This is a genomic window from Methylophaga sp. UBA3603 (genome assembly GCF_002375335.1).
Taxonomy (GTDB): domain Bacteria; phylum Pseudomonadota; class Gammaproteobacteria; order Nitrosococcales; family Methylophagaceae; genus Methylophaga.
In genome coordinates this window covers 455,732-472,891 of record NZ_DFMC01000010.1, presented here as the reverse complement: position 1 = coordinate 472,891, position 17,160 = coordinate 455,732, and the positions used below count along the sequence as shown (strand labels likewise).

Sequence of the window (17,160 nt, the reverse complement as noted above, 5' to 3'; positions counted from 1 at the left end):
AACGCGGCTGTTCAATTAGAACTGTTCATTCCTAATGCGATTTGTTGCTCAGTGACATAACGTTGCAAGTCGTCCAAAGTTTGCTGTTGGGCTGCGGTGAGCTCTTGCTGCCGACACTCCGCTAAAGCAGCATTAAATTTTTCAAATGTAAGTCCAGGCGATGCAGTTGCGGTTAATTTGGTCCGACAGAATTGCTGCCATTGTTCTGCTTCACTTTCATTTAATGATTCGGGCCAGTTACGCGCTCGGTAGCGAAACAGCATTTCCGGTAATCGCGAATCGTTAAAAGGTATCGATAACGTGCCCAATTGATCAGGAGCCGCTTCGCGGATCAGGGTCATTTTGTTTTTATCGCTGTCATCAAAGAAACCGCCGCCATATAAGCTGGCATCAACATCGTCTATCTCATCAAATGATTTCTGACTGAAAACTTTCTGCAATTTTTGCTGTAATGATTCACCGGCCTCACGAAGAAGTTGCAGATGTTTATGACTTAATTCCCGATCAATCTGCAGCCGCTCGGCAGCAGCATCATCCAGCGTAGCTGCAGGAACAATGACCGGACATTTATTTATATGCACGGTTTTGATTGCCGGACGCGAAACACCCTCGGGGAGATCTTTGGTTGGGGTAAATAACCATTGCCGAATGGTATCGGCATCCTGCTCCAGTAACGCCGAAGGATCATGGCGCAGATCATAAACAATCACCCCATTATTGTTGTTTGGTTCTTTGGCTAGTGGCACTACCAGTGCCGTATTGCAATATTCAGAAGGGTACATGCGTGAGGTATGCAATACCGGATCCGCCTGATGTAGGTTCAATAACGGAGCGAGCTGCTGTTTTCGGCGTAACTGATAAATATAGTCATACAGTTTTGGCTGACGATCTTTAATCAGTTTTGCCAACGCGATTGTGGCATACACATCCACTAACGCATCATGCGCGCCCTGATGTTCAATACCGTTTGCAGCAGTTAAGGCTTCCAGACGAAAACTGGGCTGGCCGTCTTCACGATTAGGCCACTCGATTCCTTCCGGACGAAGAGCCCGGGTGAGACGCACCATATCAATAATGTCCCAGCGTGAATTACCGTTTTGCCATTCGCGGGCATAGGCATCGTAAAAATTACGAAACAGGGCGAAGCGGGTAAATTCATCATCAAACCGCAAACTGTTATAGCCCACACCGCAGGTACCTGGCTGTGACAGTTCATCATGAATTTGTTTAATGAATTCGGCCTCAGTCAGGCCTTCCTGTTGTGCTTTCTGTGGCGTGATGCCCGTTATTAAACTCGCCATTGGATGCGGTAATACATCGGCTGCCGGTTTGCAGTAAATCATCAATGGTTCACCGATGATATTCAGATCTTCATCGGTGCGCACGCCGGCGAACTGTAGTGGCCGATCAAATCGTGGATCGGTGCCAGTCGTCTCATAATCGTGCCAGTACAGCGTATTCATTTATAAGCTCGCCAAAACCAGCTCTGCTGCTGCCAGAGTGGCTTCAATTTCATCATCACCATGTGCAGCAGAGACAAAGCCTGCTTCAAATGCTGAAGGTGCAAGATAGACCCCACGATCCAGCATGCCGTGATAAAACTTTTTAAAACGTTCCTGATCACATTGGGTGACCTGCTCAAAAAACTCAATGTTGGCTTCTTCGGTAAAGAAAAAGCCAAACATGCCACCCACATAATTGATACTCATCGGAATACCGGCCGCATCGGCTTTTTGTTTCAAGCCATTAGCTAATTTAGCTGTCTGTTGACTGAGGTGATCATGAAAGCCGGGTTGTTGTACCAGCTTCAAAGTTGCAAGGCCAGCTGCCATTGCTACTGGATTCCCTGATAATGTACCTGCCTGATATACCGGACCAAGCGGTGCAATAGAATGCATCACATCTTTACGTCCACCAAAAGCTCCAACCGGTAAACCACCACCGACTACTTTACCCAGCGTAGTGAGATCAGGCTTGATTCCATAATGTTGCTGCGCACCGCCCAAAGCGACCCGGAAACCGGTCATGACTTCATCAAAAATCAGCAGACTGCCGTATTGATCACAGACTTCGCGCAAACCTTTGAGAAATCCCGGAATCGGTGGAATACAGTTCATATTTCCGGCAACCGGCTCGACAATAATGCAGGCAACCTGATCACCGATTTCAGCAAAACATTGTTTGACTGAATCCATATCGTTGTAGCGTAAGGTAATGGTGTGCTCGGCAATCGCTTTAGGCACTCCAGCAGAAGAAGGTTCTCCTAGGGTTAATGCACCACTGCCAGCTTTGACTAATAACGAGTCTGCGTGACCGTGGTAACAGCCTTCAAACTTAACGATTTTGTCACGACCGGTATGGCCGCGAGCCAGACGAATGGCACTCATGGTCGCTTCAGTACCGGAGCTGACCATACGCACCATTTCCATTGAAGGCACTAATTCACAGAGTAAATCCGCCATTTCAGTTTCAATTGCTGTGGGCGCGCCATATCCCAGACCGTTTGCACACATTAGCTGAACGGCCTCAATAACTTGCGGATGCGCATGACCGGCAATCATCGGTCCCCATGAGCCGATATAATCAATATAATTTTTACCTTCAACATCGGTAAGCCAGGCGCCTTTTGCGCTGCTGAAAAATACCGGATCACCGCCGACACCTTTGAATGCACGGACGGGTGAATTGACGCCACCCGGGATATGTTTTTGAGCCTGAAGGAAAAGTTGTTGATTGCTTTGCGCTTGCATTTACAGAGTCCTGATTTGATGATGTGCGATAATTGTAGGTCAATTTGATTTCTCATAGTCGCAACAAACAATGTCGGCTATGAAAGTTCAATAGGCCTTAGCCTATCACAGCGAGATAACTGACCCGACATGAGCCTGAAACTGCGTTTATTGATCATTGTAACCTTGATCCTGGTATTCAACTTTGTCGCCGCTGGCTATTTTATGATTCAGAATGCCCGTCAGGCAGTCGCGGCCGAAATGGCATCCAGTACTCAGTTGGCACGTGGATTATTGATCAATGCCTTGCCGACCTTACGTTTTTCCAACGACTTGAGCGAGCGGGTAACCCTGATTGTTGACAGTGTGCGTCATACAAGACACATCCGCGCCTGGTTTGAAGACATGAACGGCCAACCGTTAATCGGCCATGAAGAGGGAGTACCGTTTACCAACCGGCCTGATGCGCCGGACTGGTTTATCCGTTTGATGGAACCTGAAGCGGTGGCGTTCCGACGACTTATTACCCGCGGCAGTCAATCGTATGGTTATCTGGTGGTTGAGGCCGATCCAAGTGATGAAGTCACTGAAGTATGGCGGGATATGGAAACCCTGCTATTGCTGGGACTGTTTTTTCTGACGGTAATATCCACTCTTATTTATATGGCGTTATTACACGGTTTAAGGCCATTGCAGCAATTAGCCGATGCATTGGGCAGGCTTGAGAAAGGTGATTTTCATGCGCGCGTTGATACAGGAGGCGCCAAGGAGTTAAAGCCGATTCAGATTCGTTTCAACCATATGGCTGATGTGTTGGATACCACAATGGCTGAAAACCATGCTTTGGCGGGCAATATGCTGACCTTGCAGGAATCTGAACGGCGTGATCTGGCGCGTGAACTGCACGATGAGTTGGCCCCATGTCTGTTTGGTATTCGAGTGGATCTTGCAGAAATTGAACGCATTGCCATTGAAAACAAATTGCCGGACGTCGAAGAAAAAGTCAGCTCGGTCAAATTAATTACCAGCCATATTCAGTCTTTGGTTCGTAAAATGCTCAGCCGCTTGCGGCCCATGACGCTTGATGATCTGGGGCTGGCAGAAGCCTTACGTGATATGTTGCACAACTGGCGGGATCGTCAGCCAGAAATTGATTGGGAATGGGATTTTATTGGAGATTTCACGGGACTCCCAGACACTCTGCAAGTGACGGTTTATCGAGTGGTGCAGGAATGTACCACCAACTGTGTCCGCCATGCTGAAGCCAGCCATGTGCGGGTTGAAGTGAAGCGTGAGAAACAACATATAAAAGTAACGGTTACCGATGATGGTAAGGGTTTGGATACTTCTGCAGTCAAAGGTTTTGGTTTAATCGGAATGCGTGAAAGGGTCTCGGCATTAGGTGGTAAGATTGCGTTTGATACTGCCGAAGGCCAGGGTTTGCAGGTACGGGTAATGATCCCTTTGAAGAGTGAAAATAAAAAATGAAACAGAACATCACAATCCTAGTGGTAGACGATCATCCGATTGTCAGAGCGGGCTGTCGGCAATTGATTCAGCAAATTCCATCGGCCAAAGTTGTAGAAGCTGAAACTGGAGAAGAAGGCTACCGACTGTTTCAGGAGTTGTATCCCGATATGGTATTACTGGATATCACACTTCCTGGTGTCGGTGGCTTGGAAGTATTACGCCGCATCCGGGCGAATCGCGACACGGCCAAGGTGTTAATGTTCAGCATGCATGAAGATCCGGTTTTTGCTTCCCGTGCCATGCAGGCTGGAGCACGCGGTTACATCACCAAGAACAATGCCGCTGATCATCTGGTCGAAGCGGTCAGTAAAGTGCTGGAAGGTAAAATTTATCTGAGCCCTGATATGGCGCAGCAGCTGGCGATGTTGAATATTGATGCCGGTACCAGTGCCTTAAGTGATCTTTCCCGTCGTGAACTGGAGATATTACGTTTACTGGGTGAAGGTAAAAGTATGAATGAAATTTCCGACGTGTTAGGTATTAGTTATAAAACTGTCGCAAATAACCTGACACAGATTAAAGGTAAGCTGGATATCAACAAAACAGCTGAGTTAATGCGCTTTGCAATAAGCCATGGTTTATCGTCGTAAAGCCCTGCTTTTGCTTGTATGTTTTTGAAAAGGAACATATTCCCGTTTTAATAGGAGAAGTCGCTCATGGCGAATGGTCTTGCGTTCAGTACTATTTGTAACAAGTCCATAGGAATGTTCAGCTTCTATAGTCTTATATTTCTCTCTCCTTCTATGAAGGTTTTAGCCAGACCCTTGGGTCTGGCTTTTTTTTGCCTGTCATTTGCACTTTTTTCCAACTTATTCGTCTAAATGATAAGAGATCGCATTTAGGCTTCCCACTGTGCGTATTCTCTTGATAAGATGTCGCTTTCATTTCCACCGCCGACATCCGGTAACACAAGGAAAATTTTATGCAATTTAATTTCTGCCGACTATGCTGCCTGCTGGGCATCTGGTTGGTGCCTTCATTCACCTATGCTGGCGCATTGGATCAAGCTGTTGACCAACAGGTTCAGACTGATATTGCCGCCCAGCGTACTCAGCAGCAAATTGATAGTCTTGATGATGAAACCCGTGAACTGCTGGCGGAATATCGCAGTGTGCTCAATCAGAAAGAAAGTCTGGCGGCTTATAACAGCCAACTTGAACAGCTGGTTTCTTCTCAACAGGACGAACTGGTATTAATCGAAGAGCAGTTAGCGAATATTGATACCACCCAACGTGATATCACGCCGTTGATGATTAAAATGGTCGAAGTGCTTGAACAATTCGTGGAATTGGATACGCCATTTTTACCTGAAGAACGTAACAGCCGCGTAGCACAGTTGAAAGAGATGATGGATCGCGCGGATGTGAATCTGTCAGAAAAATACCGCCGTATTCTGGAAGCCTATCAGGTGGAGACAGAATATGGTCGTACCCTTGAAGCCTATCAAGGTGAACTGGATACCGAAGATCGAAATCGTACCGTGGATTTTCTCAGAGTTGGCCGTGTCGGCTTGTATTACCTGACATTGGATCAAATGGAAGCCGGTATGTGGGATCAGGAAACTCAAAGCTGGCAGCAGCTTCCACGTGATTCTGTTCAATCTGTTATTCAGGGTCTGAAAGTGGCACGTAAACAATTGCCACCTGATTTATTAACCCTGCCGGTCAAAACGCCAGAGGCAAACCAATGAGAAGCATGTCTATTTTTATTATTTCCTTAATGGCCTTGCCTCTTACTGTCATGGCCGCTGATAAACCAGCCAATCTCGATCAGTTGCTTGAACAGGTCAAGCGTGAACGTGTAATAGAACAGGAACAGAATCGCATTCGTGAAACAGAATTTCTTGAAGCACGTGATCGTCAGGCCGAGTTGTTGCAACAAGCCAAAGCAGACTTAGCTGCCGAAGAACGTCGTACCGAAACATTGAATGAACAGTTTGAAGAAAACGAATTCAAATTAGCGGAACAGGAGTCCTTATTACAAGAACGTTCCGGCTCACTGGGTGAGTTGTTTGGTACGGTTCGCCAAATGGCCAATGACAGTCGTGCAGTGATTGAATCTTCAATGACCAGTGTGCAATATCCAGAACGAATCGCTTTTTTGACGGAATTAAGTGAACGTAAACAACAGCCTAGTATCGATGAGTTACGTGAGCTGTGGTTAGTGTTGCAACATGAAATGACGCATTCGGGCAAAGTAGTACAGTTTCCCGCTCAGGTGATCACGGCAAATGGTGAAGTTGCTGATCGTAATGTGACTCGGGTAGGTGTGTTTACTGCCTTCAGTGACGGCAAGTTTCTGCGTTATATGCCAGAAAATCGTAATCTGGTGGAATTAGCCAGACAACCAGTTGAGCGCCTTCGCGATCTTATGGAAGAGTTTGAAACCAGTGAAGCCGGAGCTTTAAAAACTGCTGTAGTAGACCCGACGCGGGGTGCGATCATGGCCTTGCTGGTGCAAACACCTAATTTGCAAGAACGCATTAAACAAGGCGGCTGGATTGGTTACATCATTCTGATCCTGGGAGCAATTGGGTTGTTGATTGCACTGATTCGTTTCGTAACGTTGATGCGTATGGAACGGGGGGTCAGTAAACAACAGAAGACCCAGGAATTGAATATGAAAAACCCACTGGGACGGATCCTGTCGGTTTACAGTGACAAGATTGCTCAGGATGTGGAAACTCTTTCACTTAAGCTGGATGAAGCTATCCTCAGAGAAACGCCAAGTATCGAGCGTGGCCTGATTACCTTGGCGATTTTGGCCGCAGTCGCGCCGATGCTGGGTTTATTGGGTACAGTTTCCGGCATGATTGAAACCTTCCAGTCGATTACGCTGTTTGGTACCGGTGATCCGAAACTGATGTCTGGTGGTATTTCACAGGCTCTGGTCACCACGGAACTTGGTTTGGCCGTTGCGATTCCTATGCTATTAATTCATAGCGCTTTATCGAGCAAAAGTAATCGTTTGATTCAGATCCTTGATGAAGAAAGTGCAGCAATCGTTGCTCGTAACGCTGAAACAAAAACTTTGCAACGCGATGGATAATCTATTTCAGATACAACTGCTGATGGAAAGCGGCGGCACCGTGCTTTGGCTTATTCTGCTGGCGTCTATTCTGATGTGGACGTTGATTATCGAGCGCTATGTGTTTATTTGGTTTCTGCATCCGCGTGAAGTTCGCAAGATGATGGATGAGTGGCATCAGCGAGATGATCTGGCCAGTTGGTATGCCCAGCAAATCCGTCAGGGCATGATTGCTGAAAGTCAGGTGATGCTGGAGCGTTTTCTGATTCTGATTCGTACCCTGACAGTGGCGTTACCGATGCTGGGATTGCTGGGCACGGTAAATGGCATGATTCAGACCTTTGATGTCATGACTGTATTTGGAACCGGCAACACACGTGGTATGGCCGGTGGTATTTCAGTGGCATTAATAACAACGATGGGTGGTTTGCTGACCGCTTTATCAGGGCTCTATTTCATTACTCAGCTGGAACAGCGTGTTGCCAGAGAAGTAAATAACGTGGCTGACGCCCTACGCAGAGATTAGGAAAGTTTATGCGAAAACGACATTCCCGCCGTCAAAGTGGCGGTATAGCTGAAATCAACATGACACCATTAATTGATATGGTGTTTATCCTGTTGATCTTTTTTATTGTGACCACTTCTTTTGTGAAAGAAACCGGGGTGGATGTAAACCGCCCATCGGCAAAAACAGCAGTGGAGAAAGAACGCGCTAATATCCTGATATCGATACGTGAAAATGATGAAATCTGGATGGATCAACGACAGATAGATCGTCGTGCAGTGCGTGCCAATGTAGAGCGTATGTACGCGGAAAACCCGGAAGGTTCAGTCATTATTCTGGCTGATGAAGAAGCCAAAACCGGCTTATTGATTGAAGTCATGGATCAGGCACGTTTGGCGGGAGTTGCGAATGTCTCAATTGCTGCTGAACGAGACTAGTCGCGGAGAATCACCTTCTATGCGTATCTTTATTGGGTTATTGCTGGCGATTTTGGTCAATTATGGCTTGTTCACCTTGATGAAAGAAATGACCACATCAGATAGCAGTCTTTATCGGGATGATAATGAAATACTGGTGCTGGACTTTGTGCGTTTGAAACAGGAAGAAACCCAACCTGAAACAATCAAGCGTGAAATCCCCAAAAAACCACCACCGCCGGAAGAGCCGCCACCACCAACGCCGACTACTGCTCCTAAAATGACGCAGCCGGATGTGCAGCAACCGCAGATGGATATGCCAAAAATTGATGTCCCATTGAATATTGCCGGTCAGCCTTATCTGGGGGATTTCAGTGCTGAACCGGCACCCGCGCCGTCTCCTACGCCGGTGCAGGGACCGCAGATGGATGATGAGGTCGTGCCACTGGTTCGAATTCCGCCGAACTATCCACGTGTCGCGCAGCGGCGGGGTATTGAAGGCGTGGTGACAGTAGTATTCACCATCACCCGTGATGGCCGGGTAAAAGATCCTGAAGTGGTTTCTGCCAGTCCTGAGAATGTATTTGATAATGCAGCGAAGACGGCTATTCTCAAATGGAAATTCAAGCCTAAAGTTGTCGATGGTGAGCCGGTTGAACGCCGAGCAACCCAGGAAATCGAATTTAAGTTGGCCAGGTAAACATGAAGAAACTTACGCAAAAATTCGCTTTGATGACGCTGGTTGCCTGTCTTGCATTGCCATTAACCTCAATGGCTGAAGATGAATACCTGCTCAGTGAAGCTACCTACAAATCGCTTAATGCTGCTCAGGAAAAAATGGAACAGCAGCAATATCGTCAGGCAGAAGCGGATTTGAAAAAGCTGGTCGGTGAAACCGATGCAGGAAGTTACGAAAGAGCAGTCGTTTTGCAAACTCTGGGGTATTTATACTCTGAAACCGAAGAGTACAAACTGGCAGCAGAACAGTTTGAAGATGCCCTCGCACTGAATGCACTGCCGGAGGATGTCACCCACAATCTGCGCTATAACCTTGCCCAGTTATTAATCAGCGATGGTGCGTATCAGAAAGGCATCGACCTGCTGACACAATGGTTGAACAAAGAACCTCAGGCGAACAGCAGTGCCTATGTGTTACTGGCAACGGCCTATTACCAGATAAATCAGTTTACCAATGCCGTTGAGGCCATTCGTACTGCTATTCAGCGTGATAATTCCCCGAAAGAAAATTGGTACCGACTGCAATTGTCTGCACATATGGAAATGCAGCAATACAACCAAGCCATTAATGTACTGGAGATTCTGATTGAACGTTTTCCAGTCAATAAAACTTATTGGGACCAATTGGCAGCTCTCTATGCCCAACAGGAAAAACGGCTGACCTCGCTGGCCGTACAGATGCTGGCCAAGCGGCTGAATCTTGGTGACAACGACACCGTATTGCGCCTGGCAAATATGTATCGCTATCTGAATATCCCTTATAAATCGGCCCAGTTACTGCAGAAATCTATGGATGATGGGGTGATAGAGCGTAATTTTAAAAATCTTGAATCACTGGCTGACAGTTGGTTAGCTGCCAGAGAAAATGAAAATGCCACTCAGGTGTTAGCCCAAATGCAATCAATGGATTCCTCAGGCGAAACCGACCTGAAACTGGCTAGAGTATTTATCAGCATGGAACAGTGGGATGAAGCTGCTGGACCGCTTCAGCAAAGTCTGGAAAAATTACCTGAAGCAAAACGCGGCCAGGCCTGGATGCTCTCTGGTATGGTCAACTACCATTTGGGCAATATGCAGCAGTCAGAGCAACATCTTAATCGTGCACTGGCTTACACCGAAGTCCGTAATCAGGCTTCGCAATGGTTAAGACATCTGCAAAATACCCGTAAAGATAACGAAGATGCCTGAAACTTCATTGGCCGAACTCAAAACCCAACTGGTTCAACATTACCGTTGGCTGCGTCAATACGGTTGCAACGATTCACATAGTGGCAATGCTTCTTTTCGCTGGCATAATCAGATTTGGGTGACGCCTACAGGCTGTTGTGCCGATACCTTGACACCGGAAATGCTGGTGCCCTGTGATATTGACGGCCAATGCGGGGAAGGCGCCTCACTGGATGCTCCGCTGCACCTGGCAACTTATCAGCATAATCCCAATACTCGAGCCGTTATTCATAGTCATGGGCCGCATGCGATTGCGATGACGATGAATGGTGAAGATTTTATCCCGGTGGATTTTGAAGGGCAGTATTATTTTTCGACCATCCCGGTTATTTCAATTGACTATGCCGAGTACATAGAGAAATCACCAATGGCAGTGGCGCAGGGGCTGGCCCGTCATAAAGTTGTCATTGTTCGGGGGCATGGTGTTTATGCCTGCGCGGAAACCATCAATTTGGCCTATAAATGGAGCTGCTCGGTAGAGCTTTCTGCCAAAACGGCCTGGCTTGCTGCCCAGCTATAATCTGCTTTAACGCGAAACCTATTTGTCCAAAACAAGTCAGATTAAATTCTTACAGCTATCCTCAAAGGGATTTTTGACCAATGACTGCCGAAAAAGCCGTATCTTTTTCCCACTCAGAACATAGATATTTACGTACACCACGATTGAATGCAAAAGAGCCGGAAGCTATTCGCAACGAACTCGCTGCCTATTTCAATGCAAATTTTGAGCGTTATGAATCGCTGTTTGATAACTTGAAATCAGAAGAAGGCTATTATCAGAAAAGTATTCCGCTTCGCCATCCGTTAATTTTTTATTTCGGCCATACGGCGACTTTTTTTGTTAATAAGCTTTTATTAGCCGGGTTATTGACTCAACGCATCAATCCTCGTTTTGAATCAATGTTCGCGGTTGGTGTGGATGAAATGAGCTGGGATGATCTTAATGATGATCATTATGACTGGCCTTCAGTAGCGGAAGTAAAAGCCTATCGGCAACAAGTGAAAAAAGTCGTTAATCAACTTATTCAAAAAGCCCCTCTGCAATTACCTATCAACTGGGACAACCCATGGTGGGCCATCATGATGGGGATTGAACATGAACAGATCCATCTGGAAACTTCATCAGTATTAATTCGTCAGCAGCAATTACAGTGGGTACAACCGCATTCGGCGTGGCCGGCATGTGATATTTCCGGAGCAGCTCCTGAGAACACAGTTTTGCCAGTGGATGCTGGTCAGGTAAAACTGGGCAAGTCCTTTGATGATGAGTATTACGGCTGGGATAATGAATATGGTCAACATCAGGCAGAAGTACCAGCCTTTCAATCTGCCAAATATCTGGTCAGTAATCATGAGTTTTTAGCCTTTGTTGAAGCGGGCGGATACCAGAAGTCACAATACTGGCAGCAGGAAGGGCTGCAATGGCGGGAATTTACACAAGCTGAATATCCCACATTCTGGCTAAAAACCGATCAGGGCTGGCAATTGCGGTTAATGGCTGAGGTTGTGCCAATGCGCTGGGATTGGCCTGCAGAAGTAAACTATCATGAAGCCAAGGCATTCTGTGCATGGAAGTCTGAACAAACCGGTGAAACTGTACGCCTGCCTACCGAGGATGAATGGTATCGTCTGGTTGATGTTGCTGGTATCGAAGAACTGGACGAGAATGCAGCCCCCGCCAATATTCATTTGGATCATTTTGCCTCCTCCTGTCCGGTAAATCATTTTGCGCAGGGCGATTTTTATGACGTCAGAGGCAATGTCTGGCAATGGACTGAAACGCCGATTTATCCATTCGATGGATCACAGGTTCACCGCCTGTATGATGATTTCACCACGCCGACATATGATGGAAAACATAATCTGATAAAAGGTGGCAGCTGGATTTCCTGTGGCAATGAAAGCCGTTTATCATCCCGTTATGCGTTCAGACGTCACTTTTTTCAGCATGCAGGATTCCGTTATGTGGTGTCGGATGCGCCAGTGGTGAATCTGGATTCTAACTATGAAACCGACAAAATGTTGTCGGAATATGCTGAATTCCACTATGGTGAAAGTTACTTTGATGTGCCTAACTTTCAAAAAGCCATCGCCCGGATGGCTATTGAGAAGATGGGGGATAAACCCGCAAGACACGCGCTTGATCTTGGCTGTGCGGTTGGTCGTGCCAGTTTCGAATTAGCCAGGCATTTTGATCGGGTCACAGGGGTTGATTTCTCGGCACGGCTGATCAATCTCGGTGTCCAGCTCAAGCGTGATGGCGTCATCCGTTATGCCATAGCCGATGAAGGTGATTTATTACTGTATCGCGAACAACGGCTGGAAAACTTTGGTTTGGAAGATACCGCGCATAAAGTTGATTTTATGCAGGGCGATGCCTGTAATTTAAAAGCGGTCTACCAAGGCTATGATTTGATTTTAGCGGCTAATTTACTAGACCGCTTGTATGACCCGATATTATTTTTAAAACACATACATGAACGAATTAATGTGGGGGGCTTGTTAGTGTTAGCCTCGCCCTATACATGGCTGGAAGAACACACGGATAAAGCCAATTGGCTGGGTGGATTCAAAAAAGACGGAGAAAGCTTTTCCACACTGGATGGCATCAAAAGCGTGTTGGAAAATCACTTTCAATTAATTGATGGGCCATTTTCGCAACCATTCGTACTCCGTGAAACCCGACGTAAATTCCAGCATACTCTGTCAGAGGTGACTATCTGGGAACGTCGAAATGTCGAAGATTGATTTTGATCAGCAAATAGATCGCAGCGGCACGTATAGCCTTAAATACGATGCCCGCCAGCGATTGTTTGGCCGCGAAGATGCCATTCCGTTATGGGTGGCAGATATGGATTTTGCTGCCCCTGAGTCGGTAACAAAAGCGTTGACTGTCAGGGCCCAGCATCCACTTTATGGCTACAGTGAATATCCTGAAGCGTTGTATCAGGCCACCCAGGAGTGGTTTTTACGACGTCATCATTGGCATATTGACGCTGAACATATCCTGATTTGTCCGGGAGTCGTGCCATCATTGCATGCCACCATCATGGCGCTAACCGAAAAGCATGATCAGGTCATAGCCCAGCCACCGGTATATTTTCCCTTTTTCTCGGCGGTGACTGAGACCCAGCGGAATCTGCTATTAAATCCATTGCAGCTGGTGGATGAGTATTATCAGATTAACTTTGCTGAGTTGGCCGAACAGGCTGCAGCAGGGGCCAAAATGCTGTTGCTTTGCTCACCACATAACCCGGGTGGTCGGGTGTGGAGCGAGTCTGAACTGCAACAGCTGCTGGATATTGCCAGGCAATATCAATTGATTATTGTCAGTGATGAAATTCATGCCGATCTGGTCTTATCGGGTCAGAAGCATATTCCGTTGGCAACACTGGCGGATGATGTGCCCATGGTGACCGCTGTATCGGCCAGCAAAACATTTAATATTGCCGGGCTTGGGATGTCGATGTTGATAGTCCCTGATAATCAGCATAAAAAAGCGATTGAATCGGTGTTTAACTCCTGGCATGTCAGTGCTGCCAATCCGTTCAGTATTGAAGCAACGATAGCCGCCTACCGGCATGGAGATCAGTGGCTGGATGAACTGTTATTGTATCTGCAGCAAACCTACCACTGGGTACAGCAATTTTTTGCTGAAAAGCTACCGAAGATACGAATATTGGATTTACAATCAACCTATCTATTATGGCTTGATTGCCGTGAACTAATGCTTAATGACAAACAACTCAGAAGCTTTTTTGTTCAACAGGCGGGTGTGGCGATGAACCCCGGTGTGATGTTTGGCGATGCCGGCAGTGGTTTTATGCGAATGAATATTGCCGCGCCAAGGGCAATGATTGAACAAGCCTGTCAGCAAATCGTTTCTGCCTGGGAAAGCGCGAAATGAAGCTTTACTAAGAACAGTAGAACTTAACAAAAGATTTTACTTCAACGCGATGAGGTTTGTGATGCAACAGACTATTGGGGATGCCGCAGGCAAAATCTGGCAATATTTACAAAAAAATGGGGCGACCAGCATTACCAAGCTGGCTACCGAGTGTGGTCTTGATATCAAAGTGGTACAAAGAGCCATTGGCTGGCTGGCGAGGGAAGATAAACTGATCTCAGTGCAAAAAGGCCGTAGCGAAATTATCAGTCTTAAAGAAAGTTAATTATCCGTCAGGTTCTGTTTGACACTAAATGCGCCACGAACGCTACCCACGCTAAATCCCGTGGCCTGATCATCAGGATAGTGTTTTTTCAACTTGGCCTGGATAGGCTCCGGTATCTTTTCACCGTGGCAGGTGACGCAGACTAAATCGGTACCAATCGCTTTCATCATGCGCCATTGTTTAACGCCGTCTGTTTCCACCTGCTCACTGAAACTGAGCTTTTTAATGATTTCACCTTTTTCCAGGCGTTTTTCAAAACTTCTTAAAACAGTTTTTTCCCATTCATCAGGCTGATTCTCAGGGTTACGGATCTTCAGAGCGGTACGACTGACATCAAGATTGTATTTGGTGGAAACCTGTTGGGCCACTTTGGGAGCAATATCCTTACAAACAGCAATAGTTTTCACTGAACCATCTGTTTGCATGGATAACATTAATGCTGATTTGAGTGTTTCGGCAAATTCTTTTATCGCCGCATTGGCCTGGGTTTCAAACTGTTTAGCGTTATCAGCCTGAACTGAAAAGGCAAATAACAAGATTGTGATAAAAAAAACTGGCCGAATATTCATCTTCGTGCTCCACACTGAGTCGATAAAATAGATGTCCTTGGATAACGATAACTTTCTCCTCCATGGCGGGAGAAGAAAACCTTGTTCGCGAGGTTCAGAGAATCAAAATGCTTTTTGTCAGTGAACCATAGCCGTTATTTAATATGCAACATTGATCATCCCCTCAGGCATTCATAACGACACTTTATTTAGCCCTAAATTGAAAATGATAAGTAAGGTTAAATATTAGCATCTAATTATATGTGATGGGGGCTGCGTTATTTTGTTCCAATCGCCAGGATGCTTGTACATCCTGCTTTTATCCTGCTAACCTTCGGGCAACTTGATTTTTTTGACTAAGAGAAAATGACCAATATCTACGACGCTTCGGCAATTGAGGTTCTAACGGGATTGGATCCGGTCAGAAAACGACCCGGCATGTATACCGATACCACAAGGCCGAATCACCTGGCTCAGGAAGTCATTGATAACAGTGTCGATGAAGCCATTGCCGGTCACGCAACAAATATTGAAGTCATCCTGCATCCCGATAACTCGCTTGAAGTCATTGATGATGGACGGGGGATGCCGGTGGATATCCACCCTGAAGAAGGTGTGCCTGGGGTTGAGGTAATTCTGACCCGGCTGCATGCCGGGGGTAAATTTTCCAATAAAAATTATCGTTTCTCAGGTGGTTTGCATGGCGTCGGTGTCTCTGTCGTCAATGCCTTATCCAAACGACTGGAAGTGAATATCCGTCGTGATGGCATCAGCTACAGCATTGCTTTTGAAAATGGTCTGTTAGTTGAGCCTTTAACTGAAACCGGGACAGTCGGCAAAAAAAATACCGGTACCAGCGTCAGGTTCTGGCCAGATACCAGTTTCTTTGATGCACCAAAGTTTCTGGTCTCACGTCTGCGCCATGTTTTGCGAGCCAAAGCGGTATTATGCCCCGGTTTAGTGGTTACCTTTGAAGATTTAAGTGGTGCCGAAAAACAAAATGATCGCTGGTGTTATGAAGATGGCCTGAACAGTTATCTCGCCAATGCGATGACTGATGTACCCTGCGTCCCAGCCAAACCGTTTGTTGGTCATTTTGCTGATGAAGATCAGGAAGTCGACTGGGCCCTGATGTGGCAGCTTGAACCGGCAGAGGTGATTGCAGAAAGTTACGTCAATCTTATCCCGACCGCACAGGGGGGGACGCATGTAAACGGTTTACGCTCAGGTCTGCTAGATGCTTTGCGTGAGTTTTGCGAGTTTCGCAGCCTGTTGCCACGCGGCGTAAAACTATCGGCCGAAGATATCTGGGAACGCTGCAGTTACGTATTATCAGTCAAATTGCAGGATCCCCAGTTTTCCGGCCAGACGAAAGAACGTCTGTCTTCCAGGCAATGTGCCGGGTTTGTTGCCGGTGCAGTAAAAGATTCGTTCAGCCTATGGCTCAACCATCATATTGAAGATGGTGAAAAAATAGCCGAGCTGGCCATTAACAATGCCCAATCACGTTTAAAACAGGCAAAAAAAGTTGTACGTAAACGGGTGCAATCCGGTCCGGCACTTCCCGGTAAACTGGCGGACTGTACTTCTCAGGATCCATCTCGCACTGAACTGTTTCTGGTGGAAGGGGATTCTGCTGGTGGCAGTGCCAAACAGGGCCGAGACCGTGTATTTCAGGCTATCATGCCGTTACGCGGTAAGATTCTGAATACCTGGGAAGTCGAAGCCTCACAGGTGTTGGCTTCACAGGAAGTTCATGACATCGCTGTTGCAGTAGGTGTTGATCCTGGTTCGGATGATCTTACCGGACTGCGTTACGGCAAAATCTGTATTCTTGCCGATGCTGACTCGGATGGTGCGCATATCGCCACATTGTTATGTGCGTTATTTGTCCGACATTTCCGGCCACTGGTCGAAGCCGGACATATCTGTGTGGCGATGCCACCGCTGTATCGGATTGATGTCGGCAAACAGGTGTTTTACGCACTGGATGATGAAGAGCGACAAATCATTCTGGACCGTATCGAACGAGATAAAATTAAAGGCAAAGTCAGTACCCAGCGTTTTAAAGGTCTGGGCGAGATGAATCCTTTGCAATTACGTGAAACTACCATGGCTCCCGATACACGCCGGCTGATTCGACTCACCATTGACGCCGATGATGATACGTTTATGACGCTTGACAAACTGCTGGCTAAGAAACGTGCTGGTGATCGAAAAGTCTGGCTGGAACAGCATGGCGATTTAGCTGATGGTTTAATCTGAACT

The 17,160-nt window shown here is 46.7% G+C and carries 16 protein-coding genes; 13 read left to right on the top strand and 3 right to left on the bottom strand.

Features of this window, described 5'->3' with window-relative positions:
• Positions 1-11: 11 nt before the first annotated feature.
• Positions 12-1,463, bottom strand: coding sequence for an exodeoxyribonuclease I (gene sbcB / locus B4F66_RS13090; RefSeq protein WP_292353460.1), 1,452 nt, complete (start codon positions 1,461-1,463; stop codon positions 12-14).
• On the bottom strand, positions 1,464-2,750 hold the full coding sequence (gene hemL, locus B4F66_RS13085; RefSeq protein WP_292353461.1) for a glutamate-1-semialdehyde 2,1-aminomutase: 1,287 nt from the start codon (positions 2,748-2,750) through the stop codon (positions 1,464-1,466).
• 129 nt (positions 2,751-2,879) lie between these two features.
• Here hemL and B4F66_RS13080 point away from each other — a divergent pair, with 129 nt between their 5' ends.
• The 12 genes from B4F66_RS13080 to B4F66_RS13025 all read left to right on the top strand — a co-directional run bounded on the left by B4F66_RS13080 (position 2,880) and on the right by B4F66_RS13025 (position 14,344).
• Positions 2,880-4,217, top strand: a complete 1,338-nt coding sequence (locus B4F66_RS13080; RefSeq protein ID WP_292353462.1) for an ATP-binding protein — start codon at positions 2,880-2,882, stop codon at positions 4,215-4,217.
• Positions 4,214-4,849 (top strand): response regulator, encoded by a 636-nt coding sequence (locus B4F66_RS13075; protein ID WP_292353463.1) that lies wholly within the window; start codon positions 4,214-4,216, stop codon positions 4,847-4,849. The genes B4F66_RS13080 and B4F66_RS13075 overlap by 4 nt, the downstream gene beginning before the upstream one ends.
• Positions 4,850-5,181: 332 nt before the next feature.
• A complete protein-coding gene (locus tag B4F66_RS13070) occupies positions 5,182-5,949 on the top strand; it encodes a DUF3450 domain-containing protein (RefSeq protein WP_292353464.1) in 768 nt (255 codons plus the stop codon).
• Between the two features lie 5 nt (positions 5,950-5,954).
• Complete coding sequence (locus B4F66_RS13065) at positions 5,955-7,307, top strand: MotA/TolQ/ExbB proton channel family protein (protein ID WP_292353465.1); 1,353 nt, start codon at positions 5,955-5,957, stop codon at positions 7,305-7,307.
• Positions 7,300-7,812: a MotA/TolQ/ExbB proton channel family protein gene (locus B4F66_RS13060; RefSeq protein ID WP_292353466.1), complete on the top strand. Its 513-nt coding sequence runs from the start codon at positions 7,300-7,302 to the stop codon at positions 7,810-7,812. The genes B4F66_RS13065 and B4F66_RS13060 overlap by 8 nt, the downstream gene beginning before the upstream one ends.
• An 8-nt stretch (positions 7,813-7,820) precedes the next feature.
• Positions 7,821-8,228 (top strand): ExbD/TolR family protein, encoded by a 408-nt coding sequence (locus B4F66_RS13055; protein WP_226074860.1) that lies wholly within the window; start codon positions 7,821-7,823, stop codon positions 8,226-8,228.
• Entirely contained in the window at positions 8,200-8,907 is a 708-nt protein-coding gene (locus tag B4F66_RS13050; RefSeq protein ID WP_292353467.1) for an energy transducer TonB, read from the top strand. Before B4F66_RS13055 ends, B4F66_RS13050 begins: the two co-directional genes overlap by 29 nt.
• A 2-nt stretch (positions 8,908-8,909) precedes the next feature.
• Entirely contained in the window at positions 8,910-10,133 is a 1,224-nt protein-coding gene (locus tag B4F66_RS13045; protein WP_292353468.1) for a tetratricopeptide repeat protein, read from the top strand.
• Positions 10,126-10,692, top strand: a complete 567-nt coding sequence (locus B4F66_RS13040; RefSeq protein WP_292353469.1) for a class II aldolase/adducin family protein — start codon at positions 10,126-10,128, stop codon at positions 10,690-10,692. Before B4F66_RS13045 ends, B4F66_RS13040 begins: the two co-directional genes overlap by 8 nt.
• An 80-nt stretch (positions 10,693-10,772) precedes the next feature.
• Entirely contained in the window at positions 10,773-12,920 is a 2,148-nt protein-coding gene (ovoA, locus tag B4F66_RS13035) for a 5-histidylcysteine sulfoxide synthase (protein WP_292353470.1), read from the top strand.
• Complete coding sequence (locus B4F66_RS13030; protein ID WP_292353471.1) at positions 12,907-14,079, top strand: MalY/PatB family protein; 1,173 nt, start codon at positions 12,907-12,909, stop codon at positions 14,077-14,079. Before ovoA ends, B4F66_RS13030 begins: the two co-directional genes overlap by 14 nt.
• Positions 14,080-14,140: 61 nt before the next feature.
• The gene (locus B4F66_RS13025) at positions 14,141-14,344 is read left to right on the top strand and encodes a winged helix-turn-helix domain-containing protein (protein WP_292353472.1); all 204 of its coding nucleotides are present in this window, start codon (positions 14,141-14,143) and stop codon (positions 14,342-14,344) included.
• On the opposite strand, the gene B4F66_RS13020 is transcribed toward B4F66_RS13025, so the two are convergent.
• A complete protein-coding gene (locus B4F66_RS13020) occupies positions 14,341-14,913 on the bottom strand; it encodes a Tll0287-like domain-containing protein (RefSeq protein WP_292353473.1) in 573 nt (190 codons plus the stop codon). The two genes, B4F66_RS13025 and B4F66_RS13020, sit on opposite strands and share 4 nt — an antisense overlap.
• A 345-nt stretch (positions 14,914-15,258) precedes the next feature.
• Between B4F66_RS13020 and parE the strand changes: the two genes are divergently transcribed.
• Positions 15,259-17,157: a DNA topoisomerase IV subunit B gene (gene parE / locus B4F66_RS13015; RefSeq protein ID WP_292353474.1), complete on the top strand. Its 1,899-nt coding sequence runs from the start codon at positions 15,259-15,261 to the stop codon at positions 17,155-17,157.
• Positions 17,158-17,160 lie beyond the last annotated feature (3 nt).